Here is a 17,203-nt window from a genome sequence, read left to right as displayed (position 1 = left end):
GTTGCATAGCGAAGAACCGATCCTACGTTGTTTAGGTTTTCATATCATCATTTGGATAAATGTTTTTTTGTTTTACGCGTTGCAATTGCGTTTGCTGGATCATCAGGCCAAAAGTGCTTGGGATACCGCCCTTTCATCTCTTTTTGTACTTCTTTATATGCACCAGACCAAAATGAACTTAAATTCTGTGTTACTTGCAACGGTTTCATGGCTGGCGATAACAACGCTAATTGAATACTAATTCGTCCTTCAAAAATACAGGGGGTTTGAGCTTGCCCATATAATTCCTGCATTTTAACTGACAACAACGGATTTTGTTGTTCTCGATACGCTAATTTTATTGCCGATCCTGTTGGCACAGAAATAGTTAATGGAAAATGCGCCTCAAATGTCTGTTGCTGCTGCCAATTAAGGCGCGATAACAGTGCGGCTTTTAAATCGATTTTTTTAAATTGTTCTGGTTGTGTAATGCCAATACAAAAAGGCGCTAACCACGTTTCTAGTTCGGCCAATAAAATGCTTTCACTGTAATCAACTGAATCGATAATACCTGTTTGCTCATATTGTAAAGAAGCATAACGTAAACGAGTTAACAAGGCTTTATTCACTTCACTCCAATACAACATAGATAAACCTGCTTGACGCAATCCATTTAACAAGGCTTTCAGTTTTTGTTGTTTACTGACTTGAGCTAATGGTGCTTTATTAAGGGTAATTTTACCTAGCATTGTTCGTTGTTCAGCGATTAACTTATTTTCTTTTAATGACCAACAAAGGTAATCGGTAGATTGTATATAATGTGGGAGGTATTTTTTGATCTCTTCTAAATCAATCGCACAAGCTTTAAAAATAAGACTATTCGATTTCTGTTCTGAAAGCCCTAAATCAGCAACCACCAGCATTTTTTCGTTGAGCAGCATTGAATGGTTCGCTAAACATGCTCCAGCCCCGTTACTGAGTAAATAATCATGTTGCTGGCTATGCCCGCGACTAAAAGCAATACGGTCAGGAAACGCAATAGCTAATAACAAGCCACAGTATTGCACTGGTACAATACTTGGCGCGTTGACCTTACACTTTCTTAATAACGCTTGATATTGTGTTTTTACTGAGTATGAAATTGAATTGAGCTCGGCAATAATATCATCACTACTTTTTTCATTTCCTTCTAAAAAGGCAGTTAATAAGCAAGCTAAAGCAACCAGATTCGGCTCATCTAATGTTTTGGCTAAGGTTTGTGCTTTAATCACCATGTGCCCTAATCGTGGCGTAACGGCAAACTCAATAATTTTTTCACCATGTGCAGTGCAACGGCCACGCTCATCAATAGCATCAATACTTTGCAATAGTTGTTTGGCGACTTGCACATTTTTTTCATGGGGCTGAGTTAAAAAAGGCAGTTGACTCGGGTCAGTGACGCCCCAGGCACATATTTCTAACATTAATGACGTTAACTCACTTTGCAAGATAGGGACTTCGCTCTGTGCTGCCAGCCGTTTATCTTTAGCCCATAAGCGGTAACAAGTACCGGCACTTAGTCGCCCTGATCGTCCAGCTCGTTGAATTGCACTTGCTTCACTGATGGTTTGACTTTTTAATTTACCAAAACCTGTTTGAGCTTGAAATTTAAAAGTATTTTCGACACCAGAATCAACCACAACAGTAATACCATCAATGGTTAAACTGGTTTCTGCGATATTGGTAGAAACCACTATTTTCCGTATATTAGGTAGAGGCGGTTGAATCGCTAATTGCTGTTCATCTAAACTGAGTTTTCCATAGAGAGGTGCTAATAAAACAGGTAGCTTATGTGTATTAATCCATTGTTGTAAGTCACGACAACATTGTAAAATATCTCTGACTCCCGCTACAAAGACTAATATATTGCCTTTTTGTTCTTGATAAGCGGTTTCAACTAAAGACACCAATGCTTTGTGCTTATCCGTATTGAGCCCACGACCAAGCACAGGTTGATAAATATATTTAATAGGGAAACTTCTTCCATCACAACTTACATAAGCCGCGTCAGGAAGGTGCTGTTGGAGTGATTGATTATCTAAGGTTGCAGACATAATCAATAAAGATAAGTTTTCACGCAAACTGCCTTGCGTATCAAGACATAAGGCTAAGCCTAAATCTGCCTGTAAATTGCGTTCATGAAACTCATCGAAAATAACTAAATCAATCCCCGTTAATTCAGGATCATTTTGCAGTAAACGAATTAATATGCCTTCAGTGACAATTTCTAATTGTGTTTCTGCGCTTACTTTAGCTTCACCACGTAAACGATAACCAATTTGCTGTCCAACAGGTTGCCCTAATTGTTTGGCAAGATAATGTGCAATATTACGCGCCGCTAACCTTCTCGGTTCCAACATAATAATTTTACCAGTAAACCATTTTTCTTTTAATAGCATTAACGGTAAGTAAGTCGATTTCCCCGCCCCTGGAGGTGCTTGAAGAATAACCTGTGAACAAAGTGAAAGTTGTTGTTTAAGCTCAGGCAACACAGCTTGAATAGGTAACATTGATGCAACAACCCTTAAAAAATAAATAGATAAAAGAAATACAGTGAATAAAACAAGATTGTTGAAAACACAATACATAGCACAAAAACAAGATCATAAGTTTACAATTAGTAACACTTTATTTGACTTTACAAACAATACTTGCTATAGATAGCGCCGAAAAAAAACTGATGCCTCTATGTTAGCAAAGTTTGTTCGACCTATTGTTTATATTTATCACCGTTTTGATGCGTTTAAAGATTTTATTCAGCATCGGAAGAAGGAAAATTTATGCCTGCTATTAAAAGCAAAAAAACACTCGGTATTTTAGCAATTGCTGGAGTAGAGCCATACCAAGAGAAATCTGGCGAAGAGTATATGGGTAAAGCGCAACGTGAACACTTTACTAATATTCTTACGGCTTGGACCACTCAATTACGTGAAGAAGTTGACCGTACTGTTGATCACATGAAAGATGAAGCATCAAATTTCCCTGATCCTGTTGACCGTGCAACACAAGAAGAAGAATTTAGCTTAGAATTACGTGCTCGCGATCGCGAACGTCGTTTAATTAAGAAAATTTCTAAAACATTAAAGAAAATCGAAGAAGATGATTTTGGTTTTTGTGAATCTTGTGGTGTAGAAATTGGTATTCGTCGTTTAGAGGCTCGCCCTACTGCCGACTTATGTATCGATTGTAAAACACTAGCTGAAATAAAAGAAAAACAAAGTATTGGTTAATCCAAGCGATTAAACAAACTGAAAAACGGTTAGCATTTGCTAACCGTTTTTGTTTATGCAAAAAGTAAGATTGTAGGAAGTAAGTTGCCGTTAAAAGAGAATAAACCTTATATAGGTCGATTTGCTCCGTCACCATCAGGATCATTACATTTTGGTTCTTTGGTTGCGGCAGTGGGTAGCTATTTACAGGCAAAATCTCAACAAGGTATTTGGCAAGTTCGTATTGAGGATATCGACCCTCCTCGAGAAATTGCAGGCGCCAGTGAAGATATCCTTGAAACATTACAAGCTTATGGTTTGCAATGGGATGAAAAGGTGATTTACCAACATCAACAAAGCGAATACTATGAAGCCGTGTTAAAAGAGCTTAGTAAACGTAACTTATGTTATGCCTGTTGTTGCACTCGTAAAATGATTAAACAACAAGGTGGCTATTACCAAGGCCAGTGTCGTGATAAAAATAACGTAATGATGGGTAATGCGCTGCGTATTAATTTATTATCAATTATCAATAAGACAACACACTTTGAAGATAAGTTACAAGGTAGAGTGGTATTAGACTCCACTCAGATTGACGATGACTTTATCATTAAACGAAAAGATGGTTTATATGCCTATAACTTAGCCGTCGTCGTTGATGATATTCAGCAGGGTATTACGGAAGTTGTGAGAGGGGCTGACTTAATCAGTACCACCGGCAAGCAGATAAGTTTGTATCAACTATTGAATGCAGATATTCCAAACTATGTGCATCTTCCATTAGCAGTAACGGAGCCAGGGGTTAAGTTATCTAAACAAAACCATGCTGTTGCCGTTAATAAACAAGACCCAGTACCCACCTTAAAACGGGTATTAGCTTTTTTAGGGCACCCTGTTCCAGATAATATGGCGCTAAATACATGCAGTGAAATTTTAAAATGGGCAACAGAATATTGGTCATTAGATAACGTACCGAAACAATTAGAGATTCAAATATGAATCACGTCCTTTATAGTATTAAATAATAGACAACGTTAAGAGACATAAATTTAATTTGTTTTTAATAATTAGCGCACATAAAATAAGCGCATCATTTTTCAGACTAATTCCATCTAAATAGATGCAGAGGATAAAGCTATTAAACGCTTAAGCAAACTCGTAAAAAAAGTATTTCAAAAGAAAAAAACGACAGAAGCTGCTATTTCGTTAGATCAATATAAGATCCCACGCGAACAGCACTCTATTTCTCGATCTGATATTGATGAAAATGCATTAAAGGTTTTATACCGTTTACATAACGCAGGCTATCGCGCTTTATTGGTTGGTGGTGGCGTACGTGATTTATTATTAGGCTTAAAGCCAAAAGATTTTGATATCACAACAAACGCAACACCTGAAGAAGTAAAAGCACTGTTTAGAAACTGTCGCTTAATTGGTCGTCGTTTCCGTCTTGCACATATTTTATTTGGTCGTGAAATTATCGAAGTCGCTACATTCCGTGGCCACCATGATGAAACAGAGCAAGACAAACAAAAAGTAAAACAATCACAAGAAGGCATGTTGCTTCGTGATAATGTTTACGGCTCTTTAGAAGAAGATGCGGAACGTCGTGATTTTACGGTTAATGCATTGTATTACGACATTGCAGACTTCTCACTGTATGACTTCTGTGGTGGTATGGATGACTTGGCGCAACGTCGTTTAACCTTAATTGGTGAGCCTGAAGTACGTTACCGTGAAGATCCTGTTCGTATGCTACGTGCAATCCGCTTTGCTGCTAAATTAGATTTATCAATCAGTGATGAATGTGCAGAACCGATTCGCCGTTTAGCGCCATTATTGCAAGATATACCAGCAGCACGACATTTTGATGAAGTCATTAAACTATTATTGTCAGGTCAAGGTTTAGCGACTTACCGTCTATTAAAAGAATACAAGTTGTTAGCAGTGTTATTCCCCATCTTATTTAAAGATGGTGAAGATGACAAAGCGACTAAAATGATTGAACAAGCATTAATGGATACTGACAAGCGTATATCTGAAGGTAAGCGTGTCACTCCCGCTTATATTTACGCCGTGATGTTATGGTACCCACTTGAACAACGCGCACAAGAAATGAGCTTTGAAAGTGGTATCGAGCTGCATGATGCATTTATGCTCGCAATGAATGAAGTGTTAACGATTCAAGTTAAAACAATTGCCATTCCTAAACGCTTTACTGCTGCTATTCGTGATATTTGGATTTTACAGCATCGTCTACCTCGCTTTGGCGGTAAACGCGCTCAACGTGTTTATGCGCATGAAAAATTTAGAGCCGCTTTTGACTTCTTAGCATTAAGAGCCCGCGTTGAACAAAGCCGTGAACTCGCTGAGCTAACAGCATGGTGGGAAGAATACCAATTACATAACAAGTTACCAGAGCATAATTATGCACGTAGCAATGTTAATAAAGCAAAAGAGTTCAAACCTGATGCTGATAGACCAGCGAAAAAACGCCGCTATAACAAAGCAAAACGTAAGCCTGTCGTGAGTAAAAGCAATGATTAGTTATATTGCAATTGGCAGTAACCAAGCACAACCGATTGAACAAGCAAAACAAGCCATTACCGCACTAAACAATATAAAAGATACAACACTTGTCACTTGTTCTTCTTTATATTGTAGTGCGCCTATGGGCCCTCAGGATCAACCTGATTATATTAATGCTATCGCCAAGATAGACACAACATTATCAGCGATTGAATTGCTTGATGCGCTACAAGCCATCGAGCAAGCACAAGGGCGAGAACGTAAAGAAAACCGTTGGGGACCCAGAACATTAGATTTAGATATTATTCTTTATGGTGATAAAGCGATTGATAATGATCGTTTAACGGTTCCTCACTATGGAATGAAAGAACGAGAGTTTGTGCTCTATCCATTATTCGAAATAGCCCCTACTCTACAAATGCCCGATGGCACTTCATTGATCGAAATGCTTAAACACTGTGATAAAAACGGTTTGACCGCTATTACAGGTTGAATTAATTCATTAGCGCAGTAAAATCATTCACCTGTCAAATCACACTGCTAGTTAGGAGCAATAATGGCTAAAATAAGCGTTTCTCGTTTAGCTAAAATGAAACAAGAGCAAGAGAAAATCACCTGTATTACCGCATATGATGCTAGTTTTGCGGCTATTTTCGATCAAGCTGATATTCAAGTTTTATTAGTGGGTGATTCTTTAGGTATGGTATTACAAGGGCATGACTCTACATTACCTGTCACTGTAGAGCATATTGCTTATCACACAGCAGCTGTTGCAAGCACAACAGAAAAGTCTTTAATCATTGCTGACTTACCTTTCATGTCTTACTCCACTCCCGAGCAAACTTATAATAATGCAGCAACGCTAATGCGTTCAGGTGCAAATATGGTGAAACTTGAAGGCGGCACCTGGTTAAGCGAATCAGTAAAAGGGTTAATTGAACGTGGCATTCCGGTTTGCGGTCATTTAGGTTTAACACCTCAATCAGTTAATGTATTTGGTGGTTACAAAGTACAAGGTCGTGCTGATGAACAAGCTGATAAATTAATTGAAGATGCATTAGCATTAGAAAAAGCAGGTATTCAATTATTAGTGATTGAATGTGTACCTGTTGCATTAGCAGAACGCGTAACTAAAGCATTAAATATCCCCGTTATTGGCATTGGTGCTGGCGCTGAAACAGATGGTCAAATATTAGTAATGCATGATGCTTTTGGTATTTCAGCAGGTTTTTGTCCTAAATTCTCTAAGAACTTTTTAGTAGAAACGGGTGATATTCGTCGCGCTGTTGAGCTCTATAAAGAACAAGTAGAAAATAAAATTTTCCCAGGTTCTGAACATAGCTTCTACTAAAGCGAGTTGTATTCACGAATACCAGAAATATTGTCGTCATTAATCGTTTTATTAAGAGTTAGTAATGCAAGTAATTCAAGATCCAACACTACTACGCAGTGAAATTAAAAAGCTTAAACAGCAAGGTGCACAAGTGAGTTTTGTCCCTACCATGGGTAACTTACATCAAGGCCATTTAACATTAGTTAAAGCAGGTCAACAACATGCTGATATTTCAGTTGTCAGTATTTTTGTAAATCCAATGCAATTTAATAATCAAAGCGATTTGGATAACTATCCAAAAACCTTAGCTGAAGATTGTGCCAAACTTGAACAAGCTGGCGTTGATATCGTATTTACACCTAGCGCAAACGTTATTTACCCAAATGGGCTAAATGCACAAACATTTATTGAAGTACCCGGTATGTCTGATTGTTTGGAAGGTGAATTACGCCCAGGTCATTTTCGCGGTGTAAGCACTATTGTCACTAAGTTATTTAACTTGGTTCAACCTGATGTAGCTTGTTTTGGTGAAAAAGACTTCCAGCAACTGAGTATTATTCAGCAAATGGTAACTGACTTGGCAATGCCAATTAACATCATTCCAGTCGCTACCGTTCGTGAAGCATCAGGCTTAGCGATGAGCTCTCGCAATGGAAAGTTATCTGCAGACGAAAAATTAATTGCCCCTAAACTTGCAGAGGTTATGAATAATCTAGGTAAAAGTGTGCAATCAAATTTAGAAAACTATAAACAATCAATAATGGATGCCAGCCAAGCATTGGATCAGTTAGGCTTTAAAACTGATAAAATTCATGTGGTTGACCCAATTACATTAGCGCCTTTAAATGCAGCTAGTAAACAAGCTGTGGTACTAATGGCCGCTTTCTTAGGTGAGACTCGCTTAATTGATAACCTAGTTGTTAATTTGCGCCAATAAAGTTTTTACTTTATAGTCGCCCTGCTGAAAAGACACTCATTTTAAATTTTTAGAATCAAAGGTTCTGTATGAAAAAGACACTGCTAACAGGTAAATTGCATCAAGCTCGCGTAACTCACGCTGAATTAAACTACGAAGGTTCATGTGCAATCGATCAAGACCTTCTTGAGCAATCAGGTATTTTAGAATACGAACAAATCGAAATTTATAATATCGATAACGGTAACCGCTTTTCAACTTATGCAATCGTAGGTGAACGTGGTTCAAAAATCATTTCAGTAAATGGTGCAGCAGCTCGTCAAGCTGCCGTTGGTGACCGTGTCATCATCTGTACTTACGCAAGTTTTGATGCTAATGAAATTGAAGGTCACAAACCTAGCTTAGTGTATTTAGATAAAGACAATAACATTGTCCGCACAAGCAAAGATGTACCCATTCAAGTAGCTTAATAAGCTAACTTATTAAAGCAATTATAAAAGCCGCTAATATTGAGTATTAACGGCTTTTTTGTTTCTAACTTCCCCAGATAACCTCACATAACAAACACATACCAGAAAGACCGATTAACTATCTTTAATGACCTCACCTTCGAATTCAAAAACCTTTTAATAAAAATTCCTAATATTAGAATAAGGTATTACAGCAATTATATGCGTATACTTATTAAGCTTATCACTCCTATAAAATAGAGGTAGACATGAAAATAGTTATCGCCCCCGACTCATTTAAAGAAAGTTTAACGGCTAAAGAAGTTTGTATTGCTATCGAAACCGGCTTTAAACGTGTATTCCCAGAAGCGACCTATTGCTTAATTCCTGTCGCTGATGGTGGAGAAGGCACTGTACAATCCTTAGTTGATGCAACCCAGGGAGAAATACTTAATTTACAAGTAACAGGCCCTATTTCAGAAAGTATTGATGCATTCTATGGGCGACTAGGTGATGGCAGCCATACTGCAGTAATAGAAATGGCAGCTGCCAGTGGACTTCACCATATTCCAGAGCATTTACGCGATCCTAAACTAACGTCAAGTTATGGTACCGGCGAGTTGATAAAAGCCGCATTAGACCATGGCGCGACTAAAGTAATTATTGGTTTAGGTGGTAGTGCTACTAATGATGGCGGTATCGGGATGTTAAGCGCACTAGGCGTTAGTTTTCTTGATAAAGATAACCAAAACATAGTAGCTAATGGTGCAGGTTTACAGCATATAAAATCAATTAATATTGATGGGTTAGATGCGCGTTTAAGCAATTGTGAAATACTCGTCGCTTGTGATGTAGATAATCCTTTGTGCGGTAACCATGGTGCAAGCCATGTATTCGGGCCTCAAAAAGGAGCGACACCGGAAGATATTCAGTTATTAGATGATGCTTTAAAACATTACGGTGACTGTATTAAGCAACAATTTAATATCGATGTTCTTAATCAAGCTGGTGCAGGCGCAGCAGGAGGTATGGGTGCCGCTTTAATGGCATTTACTAATGCCACATTAAAGCCTGGTATCGACTTGGTCTTAGAAGCCGTTCAGCTTAACCACTATATGGATAAAACTGACTTAGTGATTACCGGTGAAGGTCGAATTGATAGCCAAACTATTTATGGTAAAACACCAATGGGCGTTGCGAAAATAGCAAAACAGTTTGATATTCCAGTGATTGGTATTGCAGGTAGTTTAGGCAAAGATCATCAAGCTGTTTATGGATGTGGGATTGATGCTGTATTTGCCGCAGTGCCTGGAGCAATTACATTACAACAAGCTTTTGCGGAAGCACATGACAATGTAGCAAATGTAGCAGAAAATATAGCAAAAATATTCGCATTAAAACGAGCTTAAATTTGTTTCTTAATTATCTCTATATTTGCTCTTACAAAGATGCTTTTTACGGATATATGTAAAAAGCATCGTTGTTTAAGTTGATAATTGTTTAAGTTGATATTTTTTTACGCGATTTAAAAAAAGGTTTTAATAATGATTTAAAATAATGACGACGTTCATTCAACAAAACAATACAGATAACAAGATAAATAGTTGGTTCTATCACACCTGATTTTACTGACCAATAATAATGTATTGCACCTAATACTAGGGCTGCGTATACCCAACGATGTAAAGTACACCAGCTTTTCTTCATTCTTTTTTTAATTGCGTTTAGTGATGTAATGCTTAACATTAATAAAATAATCCAAGCTATCATTCCTAGTGTTAAATAAGGTCTTTTAATTACTTCGTCAAATAAGAACTTCACTTGCCAGTCTAACTCTAACCAAAGAAAAGCAGTAAGGTGTAAGCTAATCCAAGCAAATGAATACAAACCTAATACTCTTTTTAAACAACCTAATAACGGTTGTTTGAGGCGTTTACTTAAAGGTGTAATAGCAAGTGTAATGACTAGGAAGTTTAAACCTGTTTTACCTAAAAAATGTATCATTTCTTTTACTGGATCTGCCCCAAGCCGATTACTATCAATTAAGAAGTACAAATACGTTAATGTACATATCGATATAAAATGAATAATCAATTTAATAAAAGTAATCGTTGCCGGCGGCAGTTTAGTCATAAAATAATCCTTTAAATTTACTCGTCATTATTGATGCCATTAAAAATAACGTGTTAAGTCGATATTCTTATACAAATGAGCAACTTCTTCACCATAGCCATTAAACATAGCAGTAGGTCGGCGTTTTTGTTGAAAAACATTTCCATTACCAATAAAACGTTCACTTGCTTGACTCCAACGTGGATGATCAACACGCGGATTTACATTAGCAAAAAAACCATACTCATCAGGGCCAAGCGCTTGCCATGTATTAACTGGTGCTTTATCTGTAAGGGTAATTTTTACAATTGATTTAATACTTTTAAAACCATACTTCCATGGCACAACAAGACGAATAGGAGCGCCATTTTGTGGTGCTAGTGTTTTACCATATAAACCAACTGAAAGTAATACTAATGGATTCATTGCCTCAGCAATAGTAAGTGCTTCGACGTATGGAAAGTCTATGCTACCGCCAATAAATCGAGATTGTTGACCACGCATTTGTTCAGGATCATAAACAGTCTCAAACCGTACAAATTTAGCATTAGATTTGATGCCTGCTTTTTTTAATAAAGAAGCTAGTGTGAATCCCAACCATGGGATATTCATTGACCAAGCTTCAACGCAACGCATTCTGTATAGACGCTCTTCTATATCAAATGTTTTCAACAAATCTTCGTAATTCAAAGTAATCGGTTTATCAACTAAACCATCAATTGTTAAAGACCAAGGATCTACTTTGAATTGTTGAGAAAATTCTGCTGGATCGCCCTTGCCTACACCAAATTCATAAAAATTATTATAGGCAATAACTTTGCTTTCAGGGGTTAAAGGGGTTAAAGATTGGAAGTTAGTGTTTTTAGTAAACTGTAAAGGAGATCGTTTAAAGGCACCTGACGCCTCTTCCAGCTCAACATTATTACCAAAAACATCAACCTTTTTATCATTACCAAAAAGATCAAACACTTTACAGCTTGCCGCTTTAGCCAAAGGTAAAGATAAAGCAGCAAACCCTATACCTTTTATGAGATTACGGCGTTTTTTATAGAACGACTCACTGGTTAAATCAGATTCTTTTAACTGCGATTTTTTCTTATTTTTTATAAGCATATCTTTTCCTCAAAGAGTTCAATAAAGACAGACCTATAAAATACAAATATTATTTCAATTATTTAATTAAAGTTCTAATAAAAGAAAATAATAAAATAGTTAATAACCTTTCTTATAAGTCACATATTAAACGTAAAGATTGTTGACCACTTGCCCAATATTTACGTTCAAAAGGGGTAATGGCATGATCAGTTTTATAAATTTCAGTACAACTTTCTACATTCGCAAGCTGAAGCGATCTCTGGAATTCTTCTACATAAGTAAACCAATTACTTCGCAACTCAAATTTACCTCCTAGTTTAATAATAGCAGGAAATACCGCACTACCATGCCAGCGACGCTGTAAATGTTTAGATTTAGGCCACGGATTTGGATACAACAAATAATGGTGTGAAAGCGTCCAATTAGCTTCTACCGCTAAACGCCAGAAATCATTAAGGTTTACTTGTAATAAACGATAGTTATCCAGCTCTTCAATCAATGCTTCACCATCACTTGGATGTTTTGATAACCGATCTGCAGATTTATCCATACCTAATACAATCGCTTCAGGGTGCGCTTTAGCAATGTGATAAGTACTCTCACCTACCCCACAGCATGAATCGAATATAATAGGTTTCCCCTGTTGCTCGACCCATTTTTCAACTTCTTTAAAGGCCGCTAATGTATGTGTTTGATAAGGTTTTTTAAAGTCATGTTGCAAATGCTTTAATACCACTTCATCTAACTTCTCATGTAAACCAACTTGGTTAGATGAAATAACTCTTGAATCTCCCGTAAACTCATTCATGAACGAATACCTACGCCTTTTTTAAGTAAAATAGCCACTAATGAATAACCTATAATAATGAAGGTAAATATCACCACAAAAGACCAAACAATAGGCACATCAGAAACACCTAAGAAGCCATAACGAAAAGCATTAATCATATAAAAAACCGGGTTGAAATGAGAAACACCTTGCCAAAAATCAGGCAGTAGAGAGATAGAGTAAAATACGCCACCTAAATAAGTTAAGGGTGTTAAAACAAACGTAGGAATAATACTAATATCATCAAAGGTTTTAGCAAAAATGGCATTTAATAAACCACCGATTGAAAAGAGAATAGAAGTACATAGCACACTTGCAATCAATACCAATACGTTATAAATGTGTAAGTCGACAAAGAATAATGACACTAAAGTAACAATGAATCCGACCATTAAACCACGTGCAACCCCTCCTCCAACATATCCAAAAATAATGAGATAATTTGGTACGGGCGCAACTAATAACTCTTCTATATTATGTTGAAACTTAGCGCTAAAAAATGACGAAGCTACATTAGAATAAGAATTAGTAATAACCGACATCATGATCAAACCCGGCACAATAAAAGCCATATAGCTAAAACCATTCATGTCGCCAATTCTTTCGCCAATGAGGTTACCGAAAATAACAAAATATAAAGACATTGTAATAGCAGGCGGTACTAAAGTTTGTACCCATATACGTAAGAAGCGATTAACCTCTTTAGCCCAGATACTTTTTAGTGCTATTACATATTGTTTATTTAGCATCGATAACTCCATTTTTAACTAATTCTAAAAATAACTCTTCCAAGCGATTGGATTTGTTTCTAAGACTTTTCACTTCAATGCCTTTCGCGGTTAATAATTCAAAAACATTATTTAATGAATGTGCCTTAGCTAACTCTAACTCTACCGTTCGCTCATCGATTACCGTGAATTTGAAATCGATAGTCTCAGGTAAATGCGCAGTAGAATTGACATCTAAAATAAACGTTTCACTGTCTAAACGTCCAATTAACTCTTTCATGCTCGTATTAATAACCAATTCACCTTTATTAATAATACCGATATTACGACATAAACTTTCAGCTTCCTCTAAATAGTGAGTGGTTAAAATAATAGTCACACCTTGTTTATTAAGCTCTTTTAAAAACAGCCACATAGAACGACGTAACTCAATATCAACACCTGCAGTTGGTTCATCAAGAATTAATAATCTTGGTTCATGCATTAGTGCTCTGGCGATCATTAAACGACGTTTCATACCACCAGATAACTCTCTTGCAGGTTCATTACGTTTCCCCCATAAATCGAGTTGCTTCAGATACTTCTCTGCTCGGATAAATGCTTCTTTTCGTGGAGTACCATAGTAACCGGCTTGGTTAACCAATATTTGCAAAGGTGGCTCAAAAGGGTTGAAGTTAAATTCTTGTGGCACTAATCCTATTTGGCTTTTTGCTAACTCAAGCTGTGTATCTAAATCATAACCAAATATACTTACTTTACCTGAGCTCTTATTCACTAGAGAAGAAATAATACCAATCGTCGTCGACTTACCAGCCCCATTCGGACCTAACAAAGCATAAAAGTCACCTTCTGCTACTTTCAAAGAAACGCCATTTAATGCTGTTACTCCGCCTCTATAGGTTTTCGTTATATCCTGAAGTTCAATTGCATTCATACCAATAAGAGCCTTAATAATTAATGAAACATACACCGTAATAATGAGACAGTTACGATGAAATAAATATTTAAACAGTCGTAAATTATATCATCAAATAGAACTGAAAATAGCATTAACAAATAAAGAACGTTGTTATGTTTTATCAAAGGGAAATAAGTTAAGACACAAAGTTACTCGCTACGCACAAGTTCTGCTCTTCTTGTATTTAAAGATGGGGGTTTAATAGTTTGTATTAACAAACATAATGAAACTAAACAGACACCTACCCAACCGATCACTTTAAATTTTTCACCTATAATACAAACCGCAAGAACAGTAGCGATCAACGGTTCAATCAGCGTAATCAATGTTGCCTTACTTGCATCGATAAAATTCAATCCAAAGCCAAATAATAAATACCCCATAAATATAGGAATTATCCCTATATATAGAGAAATGCTTATATTTGTTGAATTAGAAAATAAATTATCGCCGGTAAACCAGAGCGGAGGTAACAATAAAAGCGCTGCACAACCAAATAAACCAGACATAGATGAACGTGAATGAACGCCATTTTCAATTAATCGCTTTGCAACCCATGAGTAGGATGCATAGGCTAAGCCAGCAACACAGCCTAATAAAGCACCGAATGCTTCTTCATGTAAATTATTAGCTTCAAGGTGGCTTTGCTCTTTACCTAGTACTAATAAGATAATACCTATAGCACCAATGATGAAACTCAAAAACCATTGTAATGAAATGTATTTTTTACTTATTAAACGATCAAGGACAGCTGCAAATAAAGGCGCAGAAGCAATAGACACAACAGTACCAATTGCAATACCAGACAGACGCATTGAGCTATAAAATGCTAAAGGATAAATAGCAACAGAGATTGCCCCTAGAAGTAACAATGCAGGTTGTTGCAACATTAGTTTGTAATCTATTAATAGTTTGTTACGAGAAGTAATCACTAATAATATCCCACCTATTAGACTAGACAATGCGCCAATGGCTAAAGGACTTACGGTTTCAGAATAGCTTGCAGCAAGACCTGTTGTCCCCCACAAAAAACTAGCAATAACAATGGCCAAAATACCTTTAAAATATCCTTTATGACTTTCCATTTTTAAACCTTTAAGTGGTAACTGTAGATAAGAGCTTTAGAAAGAAGAGGATAAGTTAATGGTGGGGAGAGTATTTAACAATTAAGACGTAATTGTTAACAATTACGACTAACTTTATCTTTTAAATTTATTGGGTGGAAAACCAAAATACTGCGAGAATTTTCGGCTAAAAGCAGATGGTTCTTGATACCCTACTTTTTCACCAATGATAGGTAATGGATAATCGGTATGTGTTAATAAAGCTTGTGCCTTTTCCATACGAAGTTTTGTTACATACTTCATAACTGTCGTATTAGTTTCTTGTTTGAAAAGCTTCTTAAATTGGGTTTCACTGAGGCAAGCTAATTCCGCTAAATTTTTTATTTGTAACTGTTTCATCATATTTTGTTCAATAAATGAAATCGCGGTACCAATACGATGATCGATTTTGGCTAATATAGGCTGCTCTTGTAATAACAAAGTAAACATTTCAAACATACTTTGTTCAACTTTTTCATTAATTTTGTTTTCTAATTGGCTTTCAATGAAAGTTAAATAACAGCTAAGCGAATGGTTAATTGCAAAAACGATACGCTGTGAATAGTTAATATTATCAGGTAGATCTTGCATATCCGCGACAACAAATCGAGCTTGCGCATCAGCAGTAAATAAATGTTCTGCATCCGTTTTAACAACAACACATTCACCGGGTGCAACTTTTCCATTGAAATCACCAACACGTATATTGATAACTCCGCGCAGAGGAAGAACAAGTTGGTTAAAAGGATGTGAATGAGTAGCAGGTTTTGTACTATATGAACGAATGGATAACAAATTTTTTACCATGATATAACCTTCACTATTCTGTTGTTTTAATTGGATCTAATCAGTGCAAGTTTCGTAAAATAAAAGCTTATAAGTAAGCAAATCGTTGTTTTACAGGAGTATTAGACTCACTAGAGAACACTTTAAAGGTTTTATCTGCTATAACTGTAGCATCGAGTTCAATTGTCATATGCCATGGCCCGCACTTATCTTCAATAGGTGACCAAATAGTGTCCCCTAGATAAAAGCTCCAATCGTTATTGGTAATGTGTACTTCGCCAGTAAACGCATCACAAGGTTCACCTGATTTATTATGGATGTTGGGATGATTGATACAATAAAATACTTTCTTACCACGTGCATTTTTTACGTTGACTATAAAACCAAATTCGATATCTATCTCTGCAGGGATATCGGTGGTAAATGTTAATATTTTAGGCAACGCTTTAGATTTTGAATCCCATTTAGAGTGAATGCCATATGTTTGTATTTTGACCTCAGGCTTTTTCTTAGCCATATTTTCCTACCAATTAATAAAAATACACCACAGTATACCAATAATAAATTAAGAGCTAGTCAGCAAATATTATTAATGACTAAATCACTAAAACGAAAAAATCCCTAAAACGAAAAAATCCCTACTGACGTCAGTCAACAGGGATTATCGTATTAGGCGCTTGGCAATGGGAAAGGTGTCGCAGAGCTCCACCGCTTATCACATATTGCTGTCGCGATACTCGCCCTACTTTCTACGTAGCTCATAAATCAACAGAATTAAAAAAACCCAGTAAGAAAAAACTTACTGGGTTCGTTTAATTAGGCGCTTGGCAATGACCTACTTTCACATGAGGAGACCTCACACTATCATCGGCGCAGCTGCGTTTCACTTCTGAGTTCGGCATGGGATCAGGTGGTACCACAGCGCTATTATCGCCAAGCATAAAAAATAAATTAGAAAAGCTAATAGTCGATATGTTCTAATTCTGAAATTGTTTCATCTTACAAATTTATCTATGTAAATATACTTCACAAGCGCTAGTTTAAAGAGTATCCACTCTATGTGTCTTGGTAAACACCAACACCACTTAGGTGTTGTATGGTTAAGCCTCACGGGTAATTAGTACAAGTTAGCTCAATA

Annotated in this window: 17 protein-coding genes and 1 rRNA gene; 8 read left to right on the top strand and 10 right to left on the bottom strand. The window is 36.6% G+C overall.

The window, feature by feature from the left end:
* Positions 1–47: 47 nt before the first annotated feature.
* Entirely contained in the window at positions 48–2,528 is a 2,481-nt protein-coding gene (gene hrpB, locus V6255_RS06845) for an ATP-dependent helicase HrpB (RefSeq protein WP_341627482.1), read from the bottom strand.
* A 270-nt stretch (positions 2,529–2,798) separates the two neighbouring features.
* Here hrpB and dksA point away from each other — a divergent pair, with 270 nt between their 5' ends.
* The 8 genes from dksA (at position 2,799) to V6255_RS06805 (ending at position 9,863) form a co-directional block, all read left to right on the top strand.
* Entirely contained in the window at positions 2,799–3,248 is a 450-nt protein-coding gene (gene dksA / locus V6255_RS06840) for an RNA polymerase-binding protein DksA (protein ID WP_025562610.1), read from the top strand.
* 84 nt (positions 3,249–3,332) lie between these two features.
* Positions 3,333–4,226: a tRNA glutamyl-Q(34) synthetase GluQRS gene (gene gluQRS / locus V6255_RS06835; RefSeq protein WP_341627481.1), complete on the top strand. Its 894-nt coding sequence runs from the start codon at positions 3,333–3,335 to the stop codon at positions 4,224–4,226.
* Between the two features lie 201 nt (positions 4,227–4,427).
* The gene (gene pcnB / locus V6255_RS06830) at positions 4,428–5,774 is read left to right on the top strand and encodes a polynucleotide adenylyltransferase PcnB (RefSeq protein WP_425355913.1); all 1,347 of its coding nucleotides are present in this window, start codon (positions 4,428–4,430) and stop codon (positions 5,772–5,774) included.
* Positions 5,767–6,249 carry a 2-amino-4-hydroxy-6-hydroxymethyldihydropteridine diphosphokinase gene (folK, locus tag V6255_RS06825; protein ID WP_341627480.1) on the top strand — a complete coding sequence of 161 codons (483 nt, stop codon included), beginning with the start codon at positions 5,767–5,769 and terminating at the stop codon, positions 6,247–6,249. The genes pcnB and folK overlap by 8 nt, the downstream gene beginning before the upstream one ends.
* A 63-nt stretch (positions 6,250–6,312) precedes the next feature.
* Positions 6,313–7,107 carry a 3-methyl-2-oxobutanoate hydroxymethyltransferase gene (gene panB / locus V6255_RS06820; protein ID WP_025562606.1) on the top strand — a complete coding sequence of 265 codons (795 nt, stop codon included), beginning with the start codon at positions 6,313–6,315 and terminating at the stop codon, positions 7,105–7,107.
* Between the two features lie 64 nt (positions 7,108–7,171).
* Positions 7,172–8,026: a pantoate--beta-alanine ligase gene (gene panC / locus V6255_RS06815; RefSeq protein WP_341627479.1), complete on the top strand. Its 855-nt coding sequence runs from the start codon at positions 7,172–7,174 to the stop codon at positions 8,024–8,026.
* A gap of 68 nt (positions 8,027–8,094) precedes the next feature.
* Entirely contained in the window at positions 8,095–8,475 is a 381-nt protein-coding gene (gene panD / locus V6255_RS06810) for an aspartate 1-decarboxylase (protein ID WP_341627478.1), read from the top strand.
* Positions 8,476–8,723: 248 nt separating this feature from the next.
* A complete protein-coding gene (locus V6255_RS06805) occupies positions 8,724–9,863 on the top strand; it encodes a glycerate kinase (protein WP_341627477.1) in 1,140 nt (379 codons plus the stop codon).
* 91 nt (positions 9,864–9,954) lie between these two features.
* On the opposite strand, the gene V6255_RS06800 is transcribed toward V6255_RS06805, so the two are convergent.
* From V6255_RS06800 to rrf, 9 genes are all read right to left on the bottom strand, one after another.
* A complete protein-coding gene (locus tag V6255_RS06800) occupies positions 9,955–10,587 on the bottom strand; it encodes a protein-methionine-sulfoxide reductase heme-binding subunit MsrQ (RefSeq protein ID WP_341627476.1) in 633 nt (210 codons plus the stop codon).
* Positions 10,588–10,626: 39 nt separating this feature from the next.
* Positions 10,627–11,679, bottom strand: coding sequence for a protein-methionine-sulfoxide reductase catalytic subunit MsrP (gene msrP, locus V6255_RS06795; protein ID WP_341627475.1), 1,053 nt, complete (start codon positions 11,677–11,679; stop codon positions 10,627–10,629).
* A 112-nt stretch (positions 11,680–11,791) separates the two neighbouring features.
* Positions 11,792–12,469 carry a tRNA (guanine(46)-N(7))-methyltransferase TrmB gene (gene trmB / locus V6255_RS06790; RefSeq protein ID WP_160063226.1) on the bottom strand — a complete coding sequence of 226 codons (678 nt, stop codon included), beginning with the start codon at positions 12,467–12,469 and terminating at the stop codon, positions 11,792–11,794.
* On the bottom strand, positions 12,466–13,239 hold the full coding sequence (locus V6255_RS06785; RefSeq protein WP_160063228.1) for an ABC transporter permease: 774 nt from the start codon (positions 13,237–13,239) through the stop codon (positions 12,466–12,468). Before V6255_RS06785 ends, trmB begins: the two co-directional genes overlap by 4 nt.
* On the bottom strand, positions 13,229–14,152 hold the full coding sequence (locus V6255_RS06780) for an ABC transporter ATP-binding protein (RefSeq protein ID WP_341627474.1): 924 nt from the start codon (positions 14,150–14,152) through the stop codon (positions 13,229–13,231). The genes V6255_RS06785 and V6255_RS06780 overlap by 11 nt, the downstream gene beginning before the upstream one ends.
* A 173-nt stretch (positions 14,153–14,325) precedes the next feature.
* Complete coding sequence (locus V6255_RS06775) at positions 14,326–15,261, bottom strand: DMT family transporter (RefSeq protein WP_341627473.1); 936 nt, start codon at positions 15,259–15,261, stop codon at positions 14,326–14,328.
* A gap of 114 nt (positions 15,262–15,375) precedes the next feature.
* A complete protein-coding gene (locus V6255_RS06770) occupies positions 15,376–16,086 on the bottom strand; it encodes an AraC family transcriptional regulator (RefSeq protein ID WP_341627472.1) in 711 nt (236 codons plus the stop codon).
* A gap of 67 nt (positions 16,087–16,153) precedes the next feature.
* The gene (locus V6255_RS06765; RefSeq protein WP_341627471.1) at positions 16,154–16,582 is read right to left on the bottom strand and encodes a DUF3859 domain-containing protein; all 429 of its coding nucleotides are present in this window, start codon (positions 16,580–16,582) and stop codon (positions 16,154–16,156) included.
* Between the two features lie 305 nt (positions 16,583–16,887).
* Positions 16,888–17,003: ribosomal RNA gene (gene rrf, locus V6255_RS06760) — 5S ribosomal RNA — on the bottom strand.
* Between the last annotated feature and the right edge of the window lie 200 nt (positions 17,004–17,203).

Origin of the sequence: Psychromonas arctica (genome assembly GCF_038155225.1) — a bacterium.
GTDB classification, from domain to species: domain Bacteria; phylum Pseudomonadota; class Gammaproteobacteria; order Enterobacterales; family Psychromonadaceae; genus Psychromonas; species Psychromonas arctica_B.
This window is presented reverse-complemented; position numbering and strand designations above follow the sequence as displayed.